We start from the raw sequence: 22644 nt of genomic DNA, 5'->3' as shown, positions 1-22644 counted from the left end.
CTTACAGCTTCAGCAGGTTGGCGTCGTCGACGGAGGCCGACCGGCGGGCACGGAAGACGGCCATGATGATGGCCAGTCCGACGACGACCTCGGCTGCGGCCACGACCATGACGAACATGGCGATGACCTGGCCCTCCACGGAGCCGTGCATCCGGGCGAAGGTGACGAAGGCGAGCGATGCGGCGTTGAGCATGAGCTCGACGCCCATGAAGACGATGATCGCGTTGCGGCGCAGCAGGACCGTCGCGCTGCCGATGACGAAGAGGATCGTCGCGAGGTAGATGTAGTTCATCGGGCTCACGGCTGCTCACCTCCCTCGGTCGTGGTCTCGGAGTCCTCGAGCTGGCGGTAGCGCGTCGGGGTGGTCACCTGGTCGCGGGCGACGAGGACGCGGTTGAGCGAGAGCTTGGAGATGCTGCCGTCGGGCAGCAGCGCCGGGGTGTCGACGGCGTTGTGGCGGGCGTAGACACCCGGCACCGGGAGACCGGCGAGGTGCTTGCCCTCGCGGAAGCGCCGCTCCATCCACTCGCGCTGGGTCGGCTTGGCGATGATCCGCTCGCGGTGGGCGAAGACCATGGCGCCGATCGCGGCGACGGTGAGCAGACCGGCCGTCACCTCGAAGAGCCAGACGTACTTGCCGAAGACGAGGTAGGCGATGGCCTCGACGTTGCCGGGGTCGGCGTTGACCTCGGCGAGCGTCGGGTCACCCTCGTAGACGACCCGACCGATGGCCGAGAAGAGCACGGCGAGCGCCACGACCGAGACGAGCAGCGTCAGCAGGCGCTGGCCGCGCAGGGTCTCCACGAGCGACGAGGAGTGGTCGACGCCGACGAGCATGACGACGAAGAGGAAGAGCATCATCACCGCGCCGGTGTACACGAAGATGTGCACGACGCCGAGGAAGTGCGCCTCCTGCAGCAGGTAGAAGACGCCGAGGACGATCATCGTCGTCACCATGCCGATGGCGGCGTGCACGGCCTTGCGGGCGAAGAGCAGGGCGAGGGCTCCGGGGACGGCGATGCAGCTGAGCACCCAGAAGACGACTGCCTCACCGGTGCCGGTCATCGGGTCTCCTCCGTGCTCGCGTGCTGCTCGACCCACTCGCGCTGCTCGGGCGTCGCCGTGGCGACCTTGCCCTGGTAGTAGTCGCGCTCCTCCATGCCCTCGACCATCGGGTGGGGCGCGGGCAGCATGCCCTCCTGGAGGGGGGCGAGCAGCTGCTCCTTGGTGAAGATCAGGTCGGCGCGGTTGTTGTCGGCGAGCTCGTACTCGTTGGTCATCGTCAGGGCGCGCGTCGGGCAGGCCTCGATGCACAGCCCGCAGAAGATACAGCGCAGGTAGTTGATCTGGTAGATATGCCCGTAGCGCTCGCCGGGGCTGAAGCGCAGACCCCGCTCGTCGTCGTTGCCACGGCCCTCGACGAGGATCGCGTCGGCCGGGCAGGCCCACGCGCACAGCTCGCAGCCGACACACTTCTCCAGACCGTCGGGGTGCCGGTTGAGCTGGTGGCGGCCGTGGAAGCGCGGCTGGGTGGGCCACTTGACCTCGGGGTACTCCTGGGTGGCGACCTTGCGAAACATCGTCGCGAAGGTCACGCCGAACCCGGCCACGGGGGCGAAGAGCTCGGAGAAGAACCCTCCCTGGGCGTCGTCGTCAGCCACGGTGCTCCTCCTCGGAGGTGGGGGTGGACGCAGGCTTGGTGTCGATCGCGGTGCCGCCGCGCGGCGCCTCGACGAGTCGCTGGCCGGGCAGCGGGGGCACGGGGTAGCCCTCGGCCCACGGGTCGATCTCGTCGGGGACCTCGGCGGCGGCCTCGGCCTCCTTGGCCCGCTGCTCGACCTTGGTCTCCCAGATCCACGTCGAGCCCAGGACGAGGACCGCGAGGACCCCGACGATGATCAGCGACGAGACGGGGAACTCGCGGCCGAAGAGGCCCACGGTGCCGTCACCGAAGAAGCCGGCGTCGGCGCCGCGGATGAAGGCCACGGCGATGACCCAGGCGACGGTCACCGGGATGAGGAACTTCCAGCCGAAGCGCATGAACTGGTCGTAGCGGGTGCGGGGCAGGGTGCCGCGCAGCCAGACGAAGAAGAACATGAACATCCACAGCTTGAGCGAGAACCACAGCAGACCCCACCAGCCGGTGTTGAGCATGCCGTCGCCGATCGCGGCGATGCCGGGAGGCGCCTGCCAGCCGCCGAGGAAGAGCGTCGTCGCCAGGGCCGAGACGGTGAACATGTTGATGTACTCGCCGAGGAAGAACATCGCGAAGCGCATGCCCGAGTACTCGGTGAAGTAGCCACCGACGATCTCACCCTCGCCCTCGGCGAGGTCGAAGGGGAGGCGGTTGGTCTCGCCGACCATCGTGATGACGTAGATGACGAAGGAGACGCACGCCGGGACGATGTACCAGAGGTCACTCTGGGCGGCGACGATCTCGCTCGTGCTCATCGAGCCCGCGTACATGAAGACGGCGACGAGGGCCAGGCCCATGGCGATCTCGTAGGAGATCAGCTGGGCGGTGGCTCGCAGGCCGCCGAGGAGCGGGTAGGTCGAGCCGGCCGACCAGCCGCCGAGGACGATGCCGTAGGCGGCGACGCCCGCGACCGCGAGGACGAGCAGCGCGGCGACCGGCAGGTCGGTCAGCTGCAGCGGGGTGTGGTGACCGAACATCCACACCATGCCGCCGAGCGGCATGATCGAGAAGGCGACGAAGGCCATCGACGCGAAGATCACCGGCGCGATGGTGAAGATCAGGGCGTCGGCTCCCTTGGGGCGCACGTCCTCCTTGAACATCGACTTCATGCCGTCGGCGAGGGTCTGCAGCAGGCCGAAGGGGCCGTTGCGGTTGGGGCCGGGGCGCTGCTGCATCCGGCCGATGATGCGCCGCTCGAACCAGATGACGAGCAGCACCGACAGCAGCAGGTAGACGAAGAGGAAGAGCGCCTTGACGAGCGAGAGCCACACCGGGGTGTCGCTGAAGTCCGCCGCCACGGGCTTGTCCGCCGCCGCGGCGAGCAGGGTCAGGCCGGTCATGCCGCACCTCCCTTGGTCACGGAGACGATCGCTCCGGCTCGACCGGAGAGGCTGCGCAGGTCGCAGCTCTCGGAGTTGGTCGGGAGCCAGATGACGTGGTCGACCATGTCGTGCACGAGGACGGGCACGGTGACCCGCACGTCGTCGGAGCTGACGGTCACGAGGTCTCCCTCGACCACACCCAGGCCCTCGGCCGTCGCCGGCGACACCAGGGCGCGCGGAGCGCGGGCGGTGCCGGCGAGGAAGGGTTCGCCGTCCTGCAGCGACCCCTTGTCGAGCATGAGGTGCCACGTGGCCAGGACCAGCTCACCGGGCCCGGGCTGCGGCACCGGCGAACGGCGCACGCGGGGCGGGTAGCCGGTGGCGCGCGGCGCCGCCGAGCCCTCCATGGAGCGTCGGGCCTCGGCCGTCGTGCGGGTGCCGAGGAACTCGCCCATCTCGTCGGCGAGCATGTGCAGCACCCGGTGGTCGGGCAGGGCCGTGGTCGACAGGCACGCCTCGAAGGGCCGCACCCGCCCCTCCCAGTTGATGAAGGCGCCCTCCCGCTCGGCGTGCGGCGCCACGGGGAGGACGACGTCGGCGTGCTCGGTGACGCTGCTCGGGCGGATCTCCAGCGACACGACGAAGGCGCGCTCCAGGGCGCGCGAGGTCAGCTCCTCGGGCAGGCCGGTGTCGCGGATGTCCACGCCACCGACGACGAGGCCGCCGATGGTGCCCTCCGCGGCGGCGTGGATGATGCCGGCGGTGTCCTTGCCCCCTTCGCCCGGAAGGCAGCCGGCCTCGATCGCGCCGCGCTCGCCCGCCCTGCGCGGGATCCACGCGAGCCGGGCGCCGGTCGTCCCGGCGAGCTCGGCGGCCGCGGCGAGGGCCCCGGGGACGGTCGCCAGGCGCTCGCCGACGAGGATGATCGGCCGCTCGCCACGCAGCGCGGCGTGGGCTGCGGTGAGGGCGTCACCGTCGGAGCCGGGACCCACCTCGCCGGTGAGCGCGGTGAGCACCTCGGTCTCGGTGCCGGGCGCGGAGGGGATGAGCCTCCCGCCGAGCTTGTCGAGGCCGCGGGTGGCCAGCGGCGCGACGGAGTAGACGGTGGTCCCGGCCTTGCGGTGGGCCTTGCGCAGGCGGAGGAAGAGGATCGCGCTCTCCTCCTCGGGCTCGAGCCCGACGAGCAGGACCGACGAGGCCCGCTCGAGGTCGGTGAAGGTCACCCCGCCCGTGTCGGGGGTGGTGCCGACGACGTGCCGGAGCAGGAAGTCACGCTCCTCGTCGGAGTGCGGCCGGGAGCGGTGGTCGATGCTCTCGGTCCGCAGGACCGAGCGGGCGAGGGCGGCGTAGGCATGGGCGTCCTCGGCCGTGCCCCGGCCGCCGACGAGCACGCCGTGCCCCTGCGCGGCCCGCAGGCCGTCGGCCGCGGCGGCCAGGGCCTCCCGCCAGGAGACGACCTGCAGCTCGCCCTCGGCGTCGCGCACCATCGGCAGCTCGAAGCGGTCACCCAGGCTCGCGTAGGCGAAGGCCCAGCGGCCCTTGTCGCAGTTCCACTCCTCGTTGACCTGGGGGTCGTTGCCGGCCATCCGGCGCAGCACGCTTCCGCGTCGGTGGTCGGTGCGAAGGGAGCAGCCGTCGGCGCAGTGCTCGCAGACGTCGGGCGTGGAGACGAGGTCGAAGGGCCGCGCCCGGAAGCGGTAGGCGGCGCCGGTGAGCGCGCCGACCGGGCAGATCTGGACCGTGTTGCCCGAGAAGTAGGACTCGAAGGGCTGCTCCTCGTAGATGCCGACCTGCTGCAGCGCCCCGCGTTCGACGAGGGCGATGAAGGGGTCGCCGGCGATCTGGTCCGAAAAGCGGGTGCAGCGGGCGCACAGCACGCAGCGCTCGCGGTCGAGGAGGACCTGCGAGGAGATGTTGATCGGCTTGGGGTAGGTGCGCTTGACGTCCTCGAAGCGCGAGGTGGCCCGGCCGTTGCTCATCGCCTGGTTCTGCAGCGGGCACTCGCCGCCCTTGTCGCAGACCGGGCAGTCGAGCGGGTGGTTGATGAGGAGCAGCTCCATGACGCCCTGCTGCGCCTTGTCGGCGACCGGCGAGGTGTGCTGGGTGCGCACCTGCATGCCCTCGCTCACGGTCATCGTGCAGCTGGCCTGCGGCTTGGGCATCGGCTTGACGTTGCCCTCGCGGTCGGGGGTCGCGACCTCGACGAGGCACTGGCGGCAGGCGCCGACGGGCTCGAGGAGCGGGTGGTCGCAGAAGCGCGGGATCTGGATCCCGGCCTCCTCGGCCGCCCGGATGACGAGGGTGTCCTTGGGCACGGCGACCGCGATGCCGTCGATGCTGAGGTGGGTCAGCTCGGGGGCCTCGGGTGCCTGCTTGTCGGTGGCGTCTGTGACGGTCATGCGGTCACCTGTGCGGTCTCGTGGTGGAAGAGCGTCGAGGCGGCCGGCGGGAAGAGCTCGCTCGCCGGGGTGTGGCACCCGGCCTCGAACTCCTCCCGGAAGTACTTGACCGCCGAGGTGATCGGGCTGGTCGCACCGTCACCGAGGGCGCAGAAGGAGCGGCCGAGGATGTTGTCGCAGATGTCGACGAGCTTGTCGATGTCCTCGGGGGTGCCGTGACCGTGCTCGATCCGCTCGAGGATCTGGGCGAGCCACCACGTGCCCTCACGGCAGGGGGTGCACTTGCCGCACGACTCGTGCTTGTAGAAGTCGGTCCAGCGGCTCACGCAGCGCACGACCGAGACGGTGTCGTCGAAGATCTGCAGCGCCCGGGTGCCGAGCATCGAGCCGTGGGCGGCCACCGACTCGAAGTCGAGCGGCACGTCGAGGTGCTCGCTCGTGAAGATCGGCGTGGACGAGCCACCCGGCGTCCAGAACTTCAGCGGGTGGTTGGGGTCGCGCATGCCGCCGGCCATGTCGATGAGCTCGCGCAGGGTGATGCCGAGCGGCGCCTCGTACTGCCCGGGCCGCTTGACGTGGCCGGAGAGGGAGAAGATGCCGAAGCCCTGGGACTTCTCGGTGCCCATGTCGGCGAACCACTCGGCGCCCTTGCGCATGATGATCGGCACCGAGGCGATCGACTCGACGTTGTTGACCACGGTCGGGCGGGCGTAGAGGCCGGCGACCGCCGGGAAGGGGGGCTTGAGCCTCGGCTGGCCGCGGCGCCCCTCGAGGGAGTCGAGCAGGGCCGTCTCCTCGCCGCAGATGTAGGCACCGGCACCGGCGTGCACGGTGACGTCGAGGTCGAAGCCGGTCCCGAGGACGTCCTTGCCGAGGTAGCCGGCCGCGTAGGCCTCCTCGACCGCGCGCATGAGGCGGCGGTAGACGTGGACGACCTCGCCGCGCAGGTAGATGAAGGCGTGGTTGCAGCCGATGGCAAAGGAGGTGATCGCCACCCCCTCGAGGAGGAAGTGCGGCGCCGCCATGAGCAGCGGGATGTCCTTGCACGTGCCGGGCTCGGACTCGTCGGCGTTGACGACGAGGTAGCGCGGGCCGCCGTCCGGCGGGGGCAGGAAGCCCCACTTCATGCCGGTCGGGAAGCCGGCGCCGCCGCGGCCGCGCAGGCCGGAGTCCTTGGCCGCCTGGACGAGGTCGGCCGGGTCGCTCTCGAGCGCCTGCCGCAGGGCGGCGTAGCCGTCGTGCTCCTCGTAGGTCGCGAGGGTCCAGGACTGCGGGTGGTCCCAGAACTTCGTGAGGATCGGGGTCAGCGTCGTCACTTGTCGGCCTCCGTACCATCGCTCGTCGGCCGCTCGTCCGGCGCATTGGCCGGGGTGTCGACGGATGTCTGCTCGCCGGCGGCCATGCCCTCGGTCGTCGTGCCGGTCGCCACCGGCGCGGTCTGGGCGTCGCCCCCTTCGCCCGGTGCGGTCCAGCCCTCGCGTCGGGCCACCTCGAGGCCACGAAGGGAGGCCGCCCCGGCTCCCACGCCCTCGTCGGCGAGCCCGTCGGGGAAGCCGGCGAGCACCCGGGAGACCTGCGTGAAGGTGCACACGCGGCTCGGGCCGCGGGTCGGTGCGACCGGGACGCCCGAGCGCAGGTCGTCGACGAGGCGCACGGTCGACTCCGGGGTCTGGTTGTCGAAGAACTCCCAGTTGGTCATGACCACCGGGGCGTAGTCGCAGGCGGCATTGCACTCGATGCGCTCGAGGGTGATCTTGCCGTCCTCGGTCGTCTCATCGTGGCCGATGCCCAGGTGCTCGCTGACCGTCTCCCAGATCTGGTCGCCGCCCATGACCGCGCACAGCGTGTTGGTGCAGACCCCGACGGTGTAGTCGCCGTTGGGGTGGCGCTTGTACTGGGTGTAGAAGGTCGCCACGCCGGAGACCTCGGCGGTCGTCAGGCCCAGCGTCCGGGCGCAGAAGTCGATGCCGCGTCCGGTGACGTAGCCGTCGACGCTCTGCACGAGGTGCAGGAGCGGCAGCAGCGCCGAGCGCGGCTGGGGGTAGCGCGCCACGACCTGCTCGGCCTCGGCGGACAGCCGCTCGAGCACCTCCGCGGGGTAGGGCTCCTTGCTCTCCGAGGGCACGTGTAGGTGCCCCGAGGCGGTCTGCTCTCCGTAGTGGTTGACCATCAGCGGTCCACCCCTCCCATCACCGGGTCGATCGAGGCGACCGCGACGATGACGTCGGCGAGGTTGCCCCCTTCGCACATGGCCGCGACGGCCTGCAGGTTGTTGAAGCTCGGGTCCCGGAAGTGCGCCCGGTAGGGGCGGGTGCCGCCGTCGGAGACGACGTGGCAGCCCAGCTCGCCCTTGGGCGACTCGACGGCGACGTAGGCCTGCCCCGGCGGGACGCGGAAGCCCTCGGTGACGAGCTTGAAGTGGTGGATGAGGGCCTCCATCGAGGTGCCCATGATCTCGCGGATGTGGTCGAGGCTGTTGCCCATGCCGTCACCGCCCACCGCCAGCTGCGAGGGCCAGGCGACGCGCTTGTCGGCGACCATGACCGGCCCGGGGTTGCGCTGCAGCTCGTCGGTGACCTGCTCGACGATCTTCAGGCTCTCGCGCATCTCGGCCAGGCGGATGGCCAGCCGGTCGTAGGCGTCGGCACCGGTGCGGGTGATGACCTCGAAGTCGTACTTGTCGTAGCCGCAGTAGGGCGTGAGCTTGCGCAGGTCGTGCGGCAGCCCGGTCGAGCGCAGCACCGGTCCGGTGATGCCCAGGGCGGTGCACCCGGTGAGCGAGAGCTCGCCGACGCGCTTGGTCCGGCCCTTGAGGATGGGGTTCTCCAGGAGCAGCTTCTCCAGCTCGCCGATGCCCTTGCGCACCTGCGGGACCATCTCGCGGATCTTGTCGATGGCGCCGTGCGGCAGGTCTTGGGCGACGCCACCGGGGCGGATGTAGGCGTTGTTCATCCGCAGGCCGGTGATGTTCTCGATGACCGACAGGATCCGCTCGCGCTCACGGAAGCTGATCGTCATGATCGTCGTCGCGCCCATCTCCATGCCACCCGTGCCGAGGCAGATGAGGTGGCTGGAGATGCGGGTCAGCTCCATCATGAGCACCCGGATCGCGCTGGCCCGCTCGGGGACCTCGTCGGTGATCCCCAGGACCTTTTCGACGGCGAGGCAGTAGGCGGCCTCCTGGAACATCGGCGTCAGGTAGTCCATGCGCGTGCAGAAGGTCACCCCCTGCGTCCACGTGCGGAACTCCATGTTCTTCTCGATGCCCGTGTGGAGGTAGCCGATGCCGGCCCGGGCCTCGGTCACCGTCTCGCCGTCGAGCTCGAGGATGAGGCGGAGCACGCCGTGCGTCGACGGGTGCTGCGGGCCCATGTTGAGGACGATGCGCTCCTCGGGGTTCATCCCGAGCTCGCCCATCTCCTGGTCCCAGTCGCCGCCCTGGACGTTGACGATCCGGCCCTCGGCGAGGTCGTCGGCGCCCGGCGTCGCGTGGACCCGGCCGCCCTGCGTGTGCGTAGCCATCAGTTGTACGACCTCCGCTCGTCGGGCGGCGGGACGGTGCCGCCCTTGTACTCCACCGGGATGCCGCCCAGCGGGTAGTCCTTGCGCTGCGGGTGCCCGGCCCAGTCGTCGGGCATGAGGATCCGGGTGAGCGACGGGTGCCCGTCGAAGACCACGCCGAACATGTCCCACGTCTCGCGCTCGTGCCAGTCGGCGGCGGGATAGGTCTCGACGATGCTCGGGATGTGCGGGTCGGCGTCGGGGGCGGTGACCTCGACGCGCAGTCGGCGACCGCCGTGGGTGATCGACAGCAGGTGGTAGGCCACGTGCAGCTCGCGCCCGCTCTCCTGCGGGAAGTGCACGCCGGAGACCGACATGCACATCTCGAAGCGCAGGTCGGGGCGGTCGCGCAGGGCTCGCATGACGACCGGCAGGTCCTCGCGGGCGACGTGCAGGGTCAGCTCGCCACGGTGGATGACGACCCGCGCGAGCAGGTCGCCCCCGGTCGCGTCGGCGAGGGTGTCGACGACCTCGTCGAACCAGCCGCCGTAGGGGCGCTCGCTCGCGCCGGGGAAGGCGACGGTCGTCTTGAGCCCGCCGTAGCCGGAGGTGTCCTGGCCCTGGCGGGCACCGAACATGCCGCGTCGCTCGTCGCGCACCACGGGGGCGTGCGCGGGGTCGACCTCGCCGGCACCCTCCCCTTCGACATTGCTGTACTCGACCGGCTGGTTGCCGCCGGTGAGCGCCTGGGTCGAGGGGAAGCCCTTGTTGGCGGTGCCGCTCAGGCCGACGCCGTCAGGGTGGACGCCCTCGGCGGGCTTGTCGATCTCGCTCATGCCAGGAGGTTCCTTCCGAGCAGGCCCTCGTGGTCGTGCGTCGGGGGCTGCAGCTCCGTCGGGGTGGCGCCCAGGGCCGCCTGCTCGGCGGCGCGGGCGGCGGCGACCCGGTTGACCCCGAGCGGGGTGCTCTGGATCTGCTGGTGCAGCTCGATGATGGCGTTGAGCAGCATCTCGGGGCGGGGCGGGCAGCCGGGCAGGTAGATGTCGACCGGGATGATGTGGTCGACGCCCTGGACGATCGCGTAGTTGTTGAACATCCCGCCGGAGCTGGCGCACACACCCATCGAGATGACCCACTTGGGGTTGGCCATCTGGTCGTAGACCTGACGCACGACCGGGGCCATCTTGTTGCTCACCCGACCGGCGACGATCATCAGGTCGGCCTGGCGCGGCGTCGCCGCGAAGCGCTCCATGCCGAAGCGCGCCAGGTCGTAGTGCGGCGTGCCGACGGCCATCATCTCGATGGCGCAGCAGGCCAGGCCGAAGGTGGCCGGCCAGATCGACGCCTTGCGCATGTAGCCGGCGAGATTTTCGACCGTCGTCAGGGCGATGCCCGACGGCAGCTTCTCCTCGATCCCCATTGATCCGTCTCCGTCCTCGTCAGTCCCACTCGAACCCGCCGCGGCGCCATACGTAGGCATCCGCGATGAAGAACGCGTTGAACAGGAAAAGCACCACGGCAGCGAGGGTGAAGGCCCCGAGCTCGTCGAAGGCGACGGCGAAGGGGTAGAGGAAGAGCGCCTCGATGTCGAAGATGATGAACAGCATCGCGGTCAGGTAGTACTTGACCGGGAAGCGGCCGCCCTCGGCGGCCTGCGGCGTGGGCTGGATGCCGCACTCGTAGGCCTGGGCCTTGGCGGCGTTGTAGCGCGCCGGGCCGACGACCAGGCTCGTCCCGACGGACACCAGCGCGAAGCCGAGCCCGAGGGCGAAGAGGATGAGCAGCGGGATGTACGGGTTCATCACTGCCCCTGCCTTTCTGACGTCATGTGATGCAGGCCATGTCCAATCCTAGGGGTGACCTGCGCCACGCCAGCAGCCGACCTACGCATTGGGGGCCACCCGTGTCATGAGCTGGACGAGACGGTCGTCGAGACCGCCCCCCTTCTCCTCCGGAAGGTTGGCCATGAGCTTGAGCATGAACTTCATCAGGGTCTGGCGGGGCAGCCCGTACTTCGTCGCCAGACGCATGATCTCCGGCTTGCCGATGAGCTTGGCGAACTGCGCGCCCAAGGTGAAGTAGCCGCCGTGCATGGCCTTCATCCGGTCGACGTAGGAGAGCAGGACGCGCTCGCGGTCGGCCGCCGTCGGGCGGGCCAGGGCCTGCACGATCGTCTCGGCGGCCGCGTGCCCGGCCTCGAGCGCGTAGTCGATGCCCTCGCCGTTGAAGGGGTTGACCATGCCGCCGGAGTCACCGACGAGCATGAGCCCGTCGGCGTAGAGCGGCTGCCGGTTGAAGGCCATCGGCAGGGCCGCCGCGGTGATCTCACCGCTGATCGTGCCCTCGTTGATGCCCCACTCGGCCGGCATCGTCTCGACCCAACGACGCATGACGTCCTTGTAGTCGGTGCGCCCGAAGGCCTCGGAGGTGTTGAGCACGCCGAGGCCGATGTTGGAGCGTCCGTCACCCAGGCCGAAGAGCCAGCCGTAGCCCGGCATGAGGATGCGCCCCCCTTCGGGCGTCGTCGACCACAGCTCGAGGTGGCTCTCGAGGTACTCGTCGTCGTGGCGGGGGGTCTCGTAGTAGGCCCGCACGGCCACGGCCATCGGCCGGTCCTCGCGCTTCTCGCGGCCCATCTTCACCGACAGGCGGGAGGAGACCCCGTCGGCGGCGACGACCACCGGGGCCCGGTAGGTCTCGGTCTCGCCCGTGGCGCGACCGCGCTCGTCGACGACCTTGGCGACCACTCCGACGATGCGGCCGCTCTCGTCGCGGACCGGCTCGGAGACGTTGCGGCCCTCGAGCAGCTCGGCGCCGGAGGAGGCGGCGTGCCGGGCGAGGACCTCGTCGAGGTCCTGCCGCGCCCGGACCATGCCGTAGCCCGGGAAGGAGGTCACGTCGGGCCAGTCCAGCTGCAGACGCATGCCGCCGCCGATGATCCGCAGGCCCTTGTTGTGCGCCCAGCCGTCGGTCTCCGACAGCGGGATGCCGAGGTTGATCAGCTGGCGCACCGCGCGAGGGGTCAGCCCGTCACCGCAGATCTTGTCGCGCGGGAAGCACGACTTCTCCAGCAGCACGACGTCCTTGCCGGCCTTCGCCAGCCAGGCCGCGGTGGCGCTGCCCCCCGGGCCGGCTCCGACGACGATGACGTCGACACTGCGGTCTCCGTCGGCCGCAGGCAGTTCACTGGTCACGAAACTTCCTCAGCTGCTTGTGAAGCATTTCACGATCGCGGGTGACACTACCCGGCAGGAACTTCACGGGTCACACAGGTAGACCTAACCCGACGTCAGCTCTTGGTGGCTCGGTGCAGCGCGACGATGCCCCCGGTGAGGTTGCGCCACTCGACCCCGCCCCAGCCGGCGCCGGAGATCATCTGCGCCAGCGGCTCCTGCGCCGGCCAGGTCTGGATCGACTCGGCGAGGTAGACGTAGGACTCGGGGTTGGAGCTCAGCCGCCGCGCCACGGGCGGGAAGGCGGCCATGAGGTACTCGGAGTAGATCGTGCGGAAGGCCCGGTTGACCGGCTGGCTGAATTCGCAGATGAGCAGGCGCCCGCCCGGCGTGGCGACCCGGAGGAACTCGCGCAGGGCCACCTCCGGCTCGACGACGTTGCGGAAGCCGAAGGACATCGTCACCACGTCGAAGGACGCGTCGGCGAAGGGCAGCCGGGTCGCGTCGGCCGCGGTGAACTCCAGCTCGGGGCTCTGCTTGCGGCCCTGGCGCAACATGCCGAGGGAGAAGTCGGCCGAGGCGACCTGCGCGCCGGCCTCGCGCAGCGGGATCGACGAGGAGCCGGGGCCGGCCGCGATGTCGAGGATCCGCTCCCCCGGTTGCGGGTCGATGGACTGCACGACCGCCCGACGCCACAGCCGCGTCTGACCCAGCGACATCACGTCGTTCATCAGGTCGTACTTCGCGGCGGTCTCGTCGAACATCGCGGCGACGTCCTTGGGGTCCTTCTGCAGGGTGGCGCGGCTCATGTCCTCATCCTCGCACCCGCCGCCGTAGGCTGATGCCCGACATGTCTTCCCCTTCGCCCGCCGACGCCTCCACCCCGCGCGGCGTCCCCCACCCCGCTCTCGTCGTCCGCACCATCGCCGTCCCCACGGCACGCGTCGCGGACCTGCTCTCGCTCCTCCCTGAGCCCGAGGACGCCGGCGACGTCGTCTCGTGGGTGCGCAAGGGCGAGGGCTTCGTCGGCTGGGGCCGGGTGGCCACCTTCACCGCGAGCGGGCCGGAGCGCTTCGAGCAGGCCCAGGAGTGGTGGCGCCAGGTGACGGCGGAGGCGATCGTCCGCGACGACGTCGACGAGCCGGGCACCGGACCGATCGCCTTCGGCTCGATGGCCTACTCGCGTCGCTCGGGCACCGAGTCCGTCCTCGTCGTCCCCGAGGTCGTCGTCGGCCGCCGCGGCGACCTGGCCTGGGTCACGACGATCACGACCGACGCGACCGTCCCCGCCGCCGACGAGCCGCTCGACCGGCAGCCCGCGCCGCAGGGACCTGGTGCGGTCGAGTTCGCCGACCTCGACCTGGCCGCCGACCGCTGGGCCGAAGCCGTCGACGAGGCGGTCTCCCGGATCAACGCCGGCGACCTCGACAAGGTCGTGCTCGCCCGGTCCGTGCGCGCCACCGCCACCCGGCGCATCGACCCGCGCTGGGTGCTCGCCCGGCTGGCCGACGACTACGACACGACGTGGGTCTTCGCCGTCGACGGTCTCGTCGGCGCCACCCCCGAGATGCTCGTGCGCCTCGAGCGGGGCCTCGTGACCTCGCGGGTGCTCGCCGGCACGATCCGGCGCACCGGCGACGACAGCCACGACCTGGCCCTCGCCGGGTCCCTCGCCCGCAGCAGCAAGGACCTCGAGGAGCACGAGTACGCCGTGCGTTCGGTCGCCGACGCCCTCGCCGCGCACACCTCGTCGATCAACGTGCCGGACTCCCCCTTCGTCCTGCACCTCAACAACGTCATGCACCTGGCGACCGATGTCGCGGGCGTCGTCGACGACGACTCCACGTCGCTCGCGCTGGCCGCGTCGCTCCACCCGAGCGCCGCCGTGTGCGGCACGCCCACCCTCCTCGCCGACGACGTCATCGGCGAGCTCGAGCAGATGGACCGGGGCCGCTACGCCGGCCCCGTGGGCTGGATGGACGCCTCTGGCGACGGCGAGTGGGGCATCGCCCTGCGCTGCGGCGCCTACGAGAGCGCCGGCTCGCTGCGGCTCTACGCCGGCTGCGGCATCGTCGCCGGCTCGGTCGCCGCCGACGAGGTCGCCGAGTCGGTGGCCAAGCTGCTGCCGATGCGCACCGCCCTGGGCGGTTAGTCCCGCCCGCCCAGCGCCGCCACGACCGTCTCGCGGGCCAGCCGCCCCGCCTCGCGGCGCGCGGCCCCGTCGACCGGCACCCGCACGACCCGGATCCCCTCGCTCGGGCGCGCGACGAGCGCGGTGAGCTGCTCCACCGACGTCGCCGTGGTCGCCGGTACCCCGTGGGCGGCGCAGAGCACCTCGATGTCGGTGCCGGTCGGCGTCGTGAAGAGCCGGCGCATGGGTCCGGCGAGCTCGTCGGCGCCGTACTCGAGCGTGGTGAAGATGCTCCCCCCGTCGTCGTCGACGACGACGACTGTCAGGTCCGGGCGTGGTTCGTCGGGGCCGACGAGCAGGCCGTTGGCGTCGTGGAGGAAGGTCAGGTCACCGAGCACGGCCACCGTCGGGCCGCTGCGGGAGAGCGCCAGGCCGGCGGCGGTCGAGACGCAGCCGTCGATGCCGGCGAGGCCGCGGCTGGTGACCACCTCGACCGCGTCGCGCACGCGCGCGACCCCGTGGCCGAGGTCGCGGGCCACGCTGCTGCTCCCGAGGAAGAGCGCCGCCCCGTCGGGCACCGCCTCGTGTATGGCGCGGGCCACGGCGGGCCCGTCGAGGTCGTCGCCGGTCGGCGCGAGCGCAGCGGCGACGGCCTCGCCGGCCGCCAGCCACTCGCGGGCGAAGGGGGTCGGCTCCTGGCCCTCGCCGTCGGTCCGCAGCGCCGCGAGGGGATGGACGGCCGCAGCCGCGTGGGTGGCGTCGGCCCACCCGCCGGCGCCGGGCTCGCCGCTCGTGACGACCTCGACCCGCAGACCGGGGGTGCGGGTCAGCGCGGGGACGGCCCGGCCGAGGGTGGGACGGCCGACGACGACGACGCGCGAAGGGAGGTGCTCGCCCACCCAGTCGGTCGCGGCGAGCAGCCGGTCACCGTGTGGGAGCACCAGTCGGCCCGTGCCGGGGCCCGGCTCGGCGATGACGGGGGCTCCGTGGTGGTCGGCCCACGCCAGGGCCGCTGCCCGGTGCTCGACGGTCGGTAGCTCCCCGACCACGACGAGGGTGCGGGCGTCGTGCACGAGCGGGGCCCCGGGTCCGTCGAGGACCGCCGGGGGCGCGGCCAGCGTGACCCACGGCGCGTCGTCGGGGCGGCCCGCGAGCGCCGGGTGCGGGGCGACGGCGAGAGCACCGGGCGCGAGCGGGTCGCGGTAGGGCAGGTCGAGGTGGACCGGCCCGGCCGTGCCCGCACCGCCGAGCGCCCCGGTGGCGGCGGCGACGGCCCGGGCGGCTGCCGTGCGCCACGCCGGCGCCTGCCGGTCGGGGTCCGCGGGCGTCTCGAGCTCGAGAGCGAGGCGCACCGTGTCACCGAAGACCCCTGGCTGGACGGTCGCCTGGTTGGCCCCGACACCGCGCAGCTCGGGCGGGCGGTCGGCCGTGAGCAGCAGCAGCGGGACGGCACCGTGGTGCGCCTCGAGGACGGCCGGGTGGAGGTTGGCGACCGCGGTTCCGCTCGTCGTGACGACGGCTGCGGGGCGGCGCGAGGTCTTGGCCAGGCCGAGCGCGAGGAAGGCCGCGCTGCGCTCGTCGACCCGCACGTGCAGCCGCAGCCGCCCGGCGGCGTCGAGGTCGTGGGCGGCGTAGGCCAGCGGCGCCGAGCGGGACCCCGGGCACAGGACGAGCTCGCGCACCCCGAGGCGGACGAGCTCGTCGAGGAGCACGCGGGCACCGGCGGTCGAGGGGTTCACGCGCCCGATCCTGCCACTGGAGCCCGCCGGGCCCGACGACGACGGCGCTCATCGGCGCACGACGTCGTAGTCGGTGGTGACCGTCGTGGCCAGTGGCGACCCGACGAAGGGGGCCGCCCCGTCACGCCAGGCCTGCACCGACGGGTCGTCGCTCGCGTCGACCTGTCGGGCCGTGTCGACGTAGGCCGCGTTGTCGTGCGCCTGCGACGACCGAGCGTCGGCTCCGAGGTCGTCGGCGAGCGACCTCTCGACGGTGACCCAGTCGCGGCGGTCGGGGTTGTCATCGCCCTCGAGACCGGGCACGAGGTCCTCGTCGTGCTCGAGGCTGAGCACGCTGACCCCCTCGGGCACGGTGAGCGCCGCGACGGGCGCCCCCGAGGTGACGACGTGGGTGACCCGGTGGAGGGAGCGGAAGGTCGGGTCGGCGGCGAGCGCCGCCGCCGTGAGCCCGCCCTGGCTGTGCCCGGTGAGCATCACCCGGCTCGCGCTGCTCGTGTCGCCCGCGCGGCGCCGGGCGTCGTCGAGGGCACGGGCGACCGCCTGCATGATGAGCGGGCGCCGGCCGGCGACGAGCAGCGCATTGCTCGTCATGTCCCACGGGTTGTCGCCCGCCCGGGGGTCGAAGGTCTGCGTGCCCGGGACGTCGACGACCCAGCTCCAGCTGCCGTCGGGCCCCTGGATACCGGTGACCCGCACGCGTCGGCCACCCGAGGTCGGACCGTGGTTGGAGACCAGGTCGGCGACACCGGTGGGCGGCCGGCCCGCGGCCGACGGCCGTGCGCTCACGGTGACCGACCGGCCCGACTCGTCGAGGGCGATGCCACGGGAGGCGGCGAGCACGACACCCAGCGCGTCGCGCTGGTCGCGCGGCGGGTAGGGCACCCCCGCGGCACCGCTGCGCCACGCGAGCAGCACGCCGAGCGCGGGCAGGCCCTCGCCGAGACCGATGAGCAGTCCGTCGAGACCGTCGGCGGCTGCCGGGACGAGCCACGGGTGGTCGAAGAGGATCTCGTCGACCTCCTGCCCCAGCCCGAGGCCGATCGCGACGGCCGCGTCGCGCCCGGCGGGGGTCGACAGCACGACGGCCGCCACGGGCGCGACGGCAACCGCGGCCCCGAGGACGGTCGGCGCGACGGACCGGCCGACCCAGCGACCCACCTCGGTCGCGACGCCGTCGGCGAGGGCCTCGACGGCCTGCTCGCCCTCGCGGTAGGCCCGGACCGCGGCCCGTGTCGCCACACCCGTGGCGGCGACGTCGACCGCCAGACCCGCGGCTCCGGTGGGCCCGACGCAGGTCAGGACGGCGCGCTGCACGGCGAGGTACTCCAGCGGCGCCGTGAGCGCCGCGAGCTGCAGTCTCGGGTCGAGTCCGACGAGGCCCACGGCGACGGCGACCTCACCGACCTCCGTCGCGACCCGACCCAGCCCGTCGGCCGCGGCCTCGAGCTCGTCGAGCGCCACCGACAGTCCCCCCACGCCACCGCGGACCCGGATCTCAGCCACGACCGATCGCCCCGACCGGCCAGTCACCGACGGTGATGTCGACGTCGCCGAGCAGGTCGAGCCGCCGTCGCGCGGCCGCCTCGAGATCGCGGACCAGACCCGCTGCCTCACGCAGGCGGCGAGCGAGCGCCTGCAGGTCGCTCGCGTGCTCGCCGACCCGGTCGCGGTGCAGCGTGGCCGCCTCGCCGCGCCAGGTCGTCGACGTGGCGACGCGCGCCTGGGTGGCGCACACGTCGACACGCCCCGCCGCCCGCTCGAGACGGGCCGCGACGTCGGTCAGGTCGACGGGGGTGAGGGTCGAGATCTCCATGCCCGAAGCCAACCGGCTGACGGGGCGGGAGGGGCCCCCTTCGTCGTGGCTGTGGACCGTGGGACCCAGGCCACCGGGTGTGTGGACCGTCAGCCCCGCGCTGCGTGCGTGGCCCGGACCCTCTCGCGCCACCACGCCACCCGCTCCGGAGGCGCCGCGTGCGCCGCCAGCCGGTCGGGGTCGACGACGACGTCACGCACCCCCAGCGCACCGGAGACCGGCACCATCGGGTCGGCGGTGACGTCGGCCGTGAGCAGGGCGCCGGTGCCCAGTCCGCAGGCGTGCTCGAGCCGTGGGAGGGCCGCGGCGAGGGCGACGCCCGCGCGCAGCCCGATGCTGGAGTCGATGGCCGAGGAGACGACCGCGGGCAGCCCGCAGTCCTCGACGATGCGCAGGGCGGAGCGGACCCCGCCGAGCGGCGCGACCTTGACGACGACGACGTCGGCGGCGCCGAGCCGGGCGACCTCGAGGGGGTCCTCCGCCTTGCGGATCGACTCGTCGGCCGCGACCGGCACCGCCAGCCCACGGCGGGCCAGCTCGACCCGCAGCCGGGCGAGGTCGCGGACGTCGGCGCACGGCTGCTCGACGTACTCCAGACCGAAGGGGGCGAGCGCCGCCACCGCGTCGACGGCCTCGGTGAGCGACCAGCCGCCGTTGGCGTCGACGCGCACCCGGGCGTCGGGACCCATGACGTCGCGGACGGCCGCGACCCGGTCGAGGTCGTCGGCGAGCGCCTGCCCGCGCTCGGCGACCTTGACCTTGGCGGTCGTGCAGCCGTCGTAGCGGGCGAGCACCCCGACCACCTGCTCGGCAGCCACCGCGGGGACCGTGGCGTTGACCGGCACCTCGGTCCGCAGCGGGGTCGGCCACCCGGCCCACGCCGCCTCGATCGTGGCGTCGAGCCACCGGGCGGCCTCGGGCGGGGCGTACTCGACGAAGGGGGCGAACTCCCCCCAGCCGGCCGGTCCCTCCACGAGGGCGACCTCGCGCTCGGCCACCCCGCGAAAGCGGGTGGCGAGGGGCAGGACGACGACGTGCAGCCCGTCGAGCAGCTCGTCGACGGTGACGGCCACGGTCATCGGTCGCGGCTGGAGAGCACGCAGAACTCGTTGCCCTCCGGGTCGGCGAGCACGGTCCACGTCACCTCGTCGTCGTCCTGACCGACGGCGGCGCGGGTCGCTCCCTTCGCCAGGAGCGCCTCGATCTCCGCGTCGCGGTCCTGGCCGATGTGCGGGGCGAGGTCGATGTGCAGCCGGTTCTTGACGCTCTTGCCCTCGGGCACCGGGACGAAGCTGAGCATCGTGCGACGGGCCAACCAGGTGGCCGTCTCGTCGACGGGGTCGGGGCTCGCCTCCGGCGGGAGCACCTCGCACTCGTGCTCGTCCTCGTAGCCGATCCGCCACCCGAGGACGTCGGCCCACCACCGGGCCAGGGCCCGGTGGTCCCGGGCGTCGACGGTCAAGGAGTACAGGTGCAGGGCCATGCCCCGACGTTAGTCCGCGAGGCGAGCCAGCCGGGCGCGCAGGAGGGCGAGCCGGTGGGCATTGCCGTGGAGCGCGATGTAGCGCTCGCCGTAGACCGACAGCAGGGCGTCGTCGAGGCGGCGCACCGCACCGGGCGGGTAGCGGTAGCCCATGTGGTGGTCGATGGCGGGGACGTCGACCTCGCGCAGCACCTCGCGCAGCTCGGACAGCGAGCTGATGCCGAGCTCGAGGAGCAGGCCGCTGATCCACGCGTAGTGGTCGGTGCGCGACCAGCCGGCATCGGTGAACTGCCCGGCGAGGAAGGCCGCGAGGTCGGTCGGGCTGATCCGCGGGTCGTCGTCGTCGCCGTCGGCCGGCGAGGTCAGCTCGTCGCGGTGGCGGTCACGGATCGCGGAGAACTGCTGGTCGGCCAGCTCGAGCAGGCCGGCGGCGAGGGTGAAGCGACGGTCGAAGTCGGGGGCGTGCTCGGCCGAGACCGAGCCCTTGTAGCGCACGTCGTGCTCGAACTCGGCCCACGCGTGCTGGAGCACGGTGCGGATCTGCACCGACGCCGGCCGCGCGGGCGGGATGCCCGGCTCGTCCCGGTCCTCGCCCAGCCCCACGAGCAGGTGCCGGCTGGAGTAGCCGAAGCGTCCGGCCGCCGCCGTCTCCTGGCCCATGTCGCGGTCCTCGTGGACCTCGAGCTGCGAGGAGAGCAGCTGCGCGACCGCGTCGACGTCGGCGAGGACATAGGTGACGACCCGCACCCCGACCTGGTCGGTGATGTCGGTGAGCGGCTTGGGGTGGGCCATCCGACCACCCGGCAGGCGGCGGGCGGCCTTGCCGGCGAAGGACTCGACCGACTTCGTCCGACCGGTGACGGTCAGGTAGTTGATACCGGCGTCGTCGAGCAGCCGGGTGACGAGCGTGACGTAGGCGTCGGTGACGCCGCGCAGCTCGTCGAAGCTCGCGGCGTACCGCTGGACTGCCCGGCGCACCCGGGTCGACTGCGTGGTCGCCATGGGGGACAGCCTGCCTCAGTCGGGCCCGCGCGCGACGTCAGCGACGGTGCGTGCCGAACATGCGCCCCATCACCGCGTCCATCACCGGGCTGGGCACGACCTTGGTCGCCGCGACCATCGCCCGGGCGGAGGCGGGCACCTGGTAGCGGCTGCGCGGGCGGCGCGCCGTCGCCGCGTGGACGATCGCGTCGACGACGACGTCGACGTCCGCCGCGTCGGCGCCGAACATCCTCTCGTGCGCCCGGGCCATCCGACGCGCCTGGGCGGCGTAGGCGCCCGATCCGGAGTACTCGGCGAGCGAGTCCGCCGCGATGTCGCCGAACTCGGTGCGGATCGCCCCCGGCTCGATGATCGCCACACGCACGCCGTGCGGCGCCAGCTCCATCCGCATCGCGTCGCTGAGGGCCTCGACCGCGTACTTGCTCGCGTGGTACCAGCCGCCGAGCGGCTCGCTGACGTGGCCGGCGACGGACGCGATGTTGATGATCCGTCCGGCGCCGGCAGCGCGCATGTGCGGCAGCACGAGCTGGCTCATCCGCGACAGCCCGAGCACGTTGACCTCGAGCTGGCGCCGGGCCACCTCGACCGGGACGTCCTCGACCGCACCGAAGACCGAGTAGCCGGCATTGTTGACGAGGACGTCGATGCGGCCGTGCTCGGCGATGACATCGTCGACGAGGGTCACCATCGAGTCGTCGTCGCTCACGTCGACGACGTGCGGGGTCACCCCCTTCGTGCGGAGGGACTCGAGGCGCTCGAGGCGACGGGCGGCCCCGACGACGGTCCACCCCGCCTCGGCGAGGGCGACGGCGGCGGCCTCGCCGATGCCCGAGGAGGCACCGGTGACCAGGGCGACGTGGGATTCGGTCATGGCTCCATCAGACGCGAAGGGGGTCGACGGCGCCACCTCGGGTCGTGGACCGGAGGTGTGACCGTGCTCACGGACGCGTAGGGTCGACTGCCGTGGACATCGCACTGACGCTCGCCGCGATCGCCCTGGCGATCGTGCTCATCCTCCGCTTCAAGGTCGACCCGGTGATCTCGCTGATCATCTCGTCGGTCTTCCTCGGCCTGTCGGCGGGGGTGGGGCCGGCCGACACCGTCGCGGCGATCACGACCGGCTTCGGCGAGATCATGGGCGAGGTCGGTCTGCTCATCGGCTTCGGCGTGCTCATCGGCTCGCTCCTGCAGGCGACGGGCACCTTCCGGGCGCTCGTGGAGATCATCGCTCGCCGGGTCGGCCGCAAGCTCCCCTATGCGATGACCGCCGCCCTGTCGGCGATCTTCCCCTCGATCTACGTCGACGTGCAGGTCGTCCTCGCCTCTCCGATGGCCCGCCAGGCGGCACCGGTCGTCGACCGCCGCAAGGGCCTGCCGTGGCTCGCCGGCGCCATCGGCATCGGCATCTTCGCCGGCTACGTCTTCGTCGTGCCGGGTCTGGCTGCGGTCGCCGTCGCCGGGCAGCTGAAGCTCCCGCTCGGCGAGTACCTGATCTTCGGTGCGCCGATCGGCATCGCCACCGCGCTGCTCACCACCTTCCTCTTCCGCCTGCTGCTGCAGACCCGCTTCTGGGACGAGCGCACCGACGTCGACCCCGACGAGGAGGAGCACCCCGACAACCCGGGGCACGCCGCCTACCTCGCCCGCGGGGACCTCGGGCACGAGGGCACGGGCAGCTCCGCCGACGCCGACCTGGACGACCCGGACGCCGTGCCCGAGCGGGCGCTTCGTCTGCCGCTGCTGCTGCGCCTCACCCCGATCCTCGTGCCGCTCGTGCTCATCGCCTTCGGCGCCTTCATGGACCTTTTCGATGCGAGCAATGCGGCCATCGCCTTCGTCGGCGATGCCAACATCGCGCTCTTCATCGGCCTGCTCATCGCCTTCGTCATCGGCCGCTCGACGCTCGGCTCCGACGGCACCGAGCACGCCCTCTCGGGCGGCTTCCGCACGACCGGCGAGATCCTGCTCATCACCGGCATCGGCGGCTCGCTCGGCGCGGTCATCACCGAGACCGGCCTCGACAAGACGCTCGAGGGCCTCTTCTCCGCCGACGCCGGCGCACCGGTGCTCATCACCGTGCTGCTCGCGTGGTTCATCGCGGCCCTGCTGCACTTCGCCATCGGCTCGGTGTCGGTGGGGGCGATCACCGCCTCGGGCATCATCGGCCCGGTCGTCGCCTCGACCGGCGTCGCGCCGGTCGTCGTCGCGCTCGCCATCGCCTCGGGCGCGATGTTTGCCCTGCACGTCAACAGCAACTTCTTCTGGATGTTCAAGAGCCTGCTCGGCCTGTCGACCAAGGGCGCGCTCAAGACGCTCACCCTGGCGACCTCGCTCGGCGCCGTCGTCTCGCTGCCGATGGTCCTGCTCGTCAGCCTCGTCGCCTGA

General features: G+C 72.3%; 22 protein-coding genes. 2 read left to right on the top strand and 20 right to left on the bottom strand.

Annotation, left to right across the window (positions count from 1 at the left end; all coding sequences use genetic code 11):
• Position 1: 1 nt before the first annotated feature.
• The 13 genes from nuoK to H7A72_RS02320 all read right to left on the bottom strand — a co-directional run bounded on the left by nuoK (position 2) and on the right by H7A72_RS02320 (position 12900).
• A complete protein-coding gene (nuoK, locus tag H7A72_RS02380) occupies positions 2 to 301 on the bottom strand; it encodes an NADH-quinone oxidoreductase subunit NuoK (RefSeq protein ID WP_072623687.1) in 300 nt (99 codons plus the stop codon).
• On the bottom strand, positions 298 to 1065 hold the full coding sequence (locus H7A72_RS02375) for an NADH-quinone oxidoreductase subunit J (protein ID WP_185221510.1): 768 nt from the start codon (positions 1063 to 1065) through the stop codon (positions 298 to 300). The genes nuoK and H7A72_RS02375 overlap by 4 nt, the downstream gene beginning before the upstream one ends.
• Positions 1062 to 1661, bottom strand: coding sequence for an NADH-quinone oxidoreductase subunit NuoI (nuoI, locus tag H7A72_RS02370; RefSeq protein WP_084449947.1), 600 nt, complete (start codon positions 1659 to 1661; stop codon positions 1062 to 1064). The genes H7A72_RS02375 and nuoI overlap by 4 nt, the downstream gene beginning before the upstream one ends.
• A complete protein-coding gene (gene nuoH, locus H7A72_RS02365) occupies positions 1654 to 3036 on the bottom strand; it encodes an NADH-quinone oxidoreductase subunit NuoH (protein WP_072623684.1) in 1383 nt (460 codons plus the stop codon). Before nuoH ends, nuoI begins: the two co-directional genes overlap by 8 nt.
• Positions 3033 to 5417 carry an NADH-quinone oxidoreductase subunit G gene (locus tag H7A72_RS02360; RefSeq protein WP_185221509.1) on the bottom strand — a complete coding sequence of 795 codons (2385 nt, stop codon included), beginning with the start codon at positions 5415 to 5417 and terminating at the stop codon, positions 3033 to 3035. Before H7A72_RS02360 ends, nuoH begins: the two co-directional genes overlap by 4 nt.
• Positions 5414 to 6733, bottom strand: a complete 1320-nt coding sequence (nuoF, locus tag H7A72_RS02355; RefSeq protein ID WP_185221508.1) for an NADH-quinone oxidoreductase subunit NuoF — start codon at positions 6731 to 6733, stop codon at positions 5414 to 5416. Before nuoF ends, H7A72_RS02360 begins: the two co-directional genes overlap by 4 nt.
• Complete coding sequence (gene nuoE, locus H7A72_RS02350) at positions 6730 to 7587, bottom strand: NADH-quinone oxidoreductase subunit NuoE (RefSeq protein ID WP_185221507.1); 858 nt, start codon at positions 7585 to 7587, stop codon at positions 6730 to 6732. The genes nuoF and nuoE overlap by 4 nt, the downstream gene beginning before the upstream one ends.
• Complete coding sequence (locus H7A72_RS02345; protein WP_185221506.1) at positions 7587 to 8939, bottom strand: NADH-quinone oxidoreductase subunit D; 1353 nt, start codon at positions 8937 to 8939, stop codon at positions 7587 to 7589. The genes nuoE and H7A72_RS02345 overlap by 1 nt, the downstream gene beginning before the upstream one ends.
• Positions 8939 to 9754: an NADH-quinone oxidoreductase subunit C gene (locus tag H7A72_RS02340; protein ID WP_185221505.1), complete on the bottom strand. Its 816-nt coding sequence runs from the start codon at positions 9752 to 9754 to the stop codon at positions 8939 to 8941. Before H7A72_RS02340 ends, H7A72_RS02345 begins: the two co-directional genes overlap by 1 nt.
• Positions 9751 to 10338 (bottom strand): NADH-quinone oxidoreductase subunit B family protein, encoded by a 588-nt coding sequence (locus tag H7A72_RS02335; protein ID WP_084449941.1) that lies wholly within the window; start codon positions 10336 to 10338, stop codon positions 9751 to 9753. Before H7A72_RS02335 ends, H7A72_RS02340 begins: the two co-directional genes overlap by 4 nt.
• Before the next feature lie 19 nt (positions 10339 to 10357).
• Positions 10358 to 10720, bottom strand: coding sequence for an NADH-quinone oxidoreductase subunit A (locus H7A72_RS02330; protein WP_185221504.1), 363 nt, complete (start codon positions 10718 to 10720; stop codon positions 10358 to 10360).
• 81 nt (positions 10721 to 10801) lie between these two features.
• Positions 10802 to 12112 (bottom strand): geranylgeranyl reductase family protein, encoded by a 1311-nt coding sequence (locus H7A72_RS02325; protein ID WP_185221503.1) that lies wholly within the window; start codon positions 12110 to 12112, stop codon positions 10802 to 10804.
• 95 nt (positions 12113 to 12207) lie between these two features.
• The gene (locus H7A72_RS02320; RefSeq protein WP_072623676.1) at positions 12208 to 12900 is read right to left on the bottom strand and encodes a demethylmenaquinone methyltransferase; all 693 of its coding nucleotides are present in this window, start codon (positions 12898 to 12900) and stop codon (positions 12208 to 12210) included.
• A 41-nt stretch (positions 12901 to 12941) separates the two neighbouring features.
• Here H7A72_RS02320 and H7A72_RS02315 point away from each other — a divergent pair, with 41 nt between their 5' ends.
• Positions 12942 to 14243: an isochorismate synthase MenF gene (locus H7A72_RS02315; protein ID WP_185222263.1), complete on the top strand. Its 1302-nt coding sequence runs from the start codon at positions 12942 to 12944 to the stop codon at positions 14241 to 14243.
• On the opposite strand, the gene menD is transcribed toward H7A72_RS02315, so the two are convergent.
• The 7 genes from menD to H7A72_RS02280 all read right to left on the bottom strand — a co-directional run bounded on the left by menD (position 14240) and on the right by H7A72_RS02280 (position 21130).
• Positions 14240 to 15961, bottom strand: a complete 1722-nt coding sequence (gene menD / locus H7A72_RS02310) for a 2-succinyl-5-enolpyruvyl-6-hydroxy-3-cyclohexene-1-carboxylic-acid synthase (RefSeq protein WP_084449938.1) — start codon at positions 15959 to 15961, stop codon at positions 14240 to 14242. The two genes, H7A72_RS02315 and menD, sit on opposite strands and share 4 nt — an antisense overlap.
• 48 nt (positions 15962 to 16009) lie before the next feature.
• Positions 16010 to 17464: a hypothetical protein gene (locus tag H7A72_RS02305; RefSeq protein ID WP_185221502.1), complete on the bottom strand. Its 1455-nt coding sequence runs from the start codon at positions 17462 to 17464 to the stop codon at positions 16010 to 16012.
• Positions 17457 to 17774: a hypothetical protein gene (locus H7A72_RS02300; RefSeq protein WP_072623673.1), complete on the bottom strand. Its 318-nt coding sequence runs from the start codon at positions 17772 to 17774 to the stop codon at positions 17457 to 17459. Before H7A72_RS02300 ends, H7A72_RS02305 begins: the two co-directional genes overlap by 8 nt.
• A gap of 89 nt (positions 17775 to 17863) precedes the next feature.
• On the bottom strand, positions 17864 to 18853 hold the full coding sequence (locus tag H7A72_RS02295) for an o-succinylbenzoate synthase (protein WP_185221501.1): 990 nt from the start codon (positions 18851 to 18853) through the stop codon (positions 17864 to 17866).
• Positions 18850 to 19257, bottom strand: a complete 408-nt coding sequence (locus tag H7A72_RS02290) for a VOC family protein (protein WP_084449934.1) — start codon at positions 19255 to 19257, stop codon at positions 18850 to 18852. Before H7A72_RS02290 ends, H7A72_RS02295 begins: the two co-directional genes overlap by 4 nt.
• A gap of 9 nt (positions 19258 to 19266) precedes the next feature.
• On the bottom strand, positions 19267 to 20259 hold the full coding sequence (locus H7A72_RS02285) for a GTP pyrophosphokinase family protein (RefSeq protein WP_185221500.1): 993 nt from the start codon (positions 20257 to 20259) through the stop codon (positions 19267 to 19269).
• A 37-nt stretch (positions 20260 to 20296) separates the two neighbouring features.
• Positions 20297 to 21130, bottom strand: a complete 834-nt coding sequence (locus H7A72_RS02280; protein WP_072623669.1) for an oxidoreductase — start codon at positions 21128 to 21130, stop codon at positions 20297 to 20299.
• A 92-nt stretch (positions 21131 to 21222) separates the two neighbouring features.
• Here H7A72_RS02280 and H7A72_RS02275 point away from each other — a divergent pair, with 92 nt between their 5' ends.
• Positions 21223 to 22644 (top strand): GntP family permease, encoded by a 1422-nt coding sequence (locus H7A72_RS02275; RefSeq protein WP_185221499.1) that lies wholly within the window; start codon positions 21223 to 21225, stop codon positions 22642 to 22644.

It is taken from the genome of Janibacter sp. YB324 (assembly GCF_014217915.1).
Lineage (GTDB): Bacteria > Actinomycetota > Actinomycetes > Actinomycetales > Dermatophilaceae > Janibacter > Janibacter indicus.
This window is presented reverse-complemented; position numbering and strand designations above follow the sequence as displayed.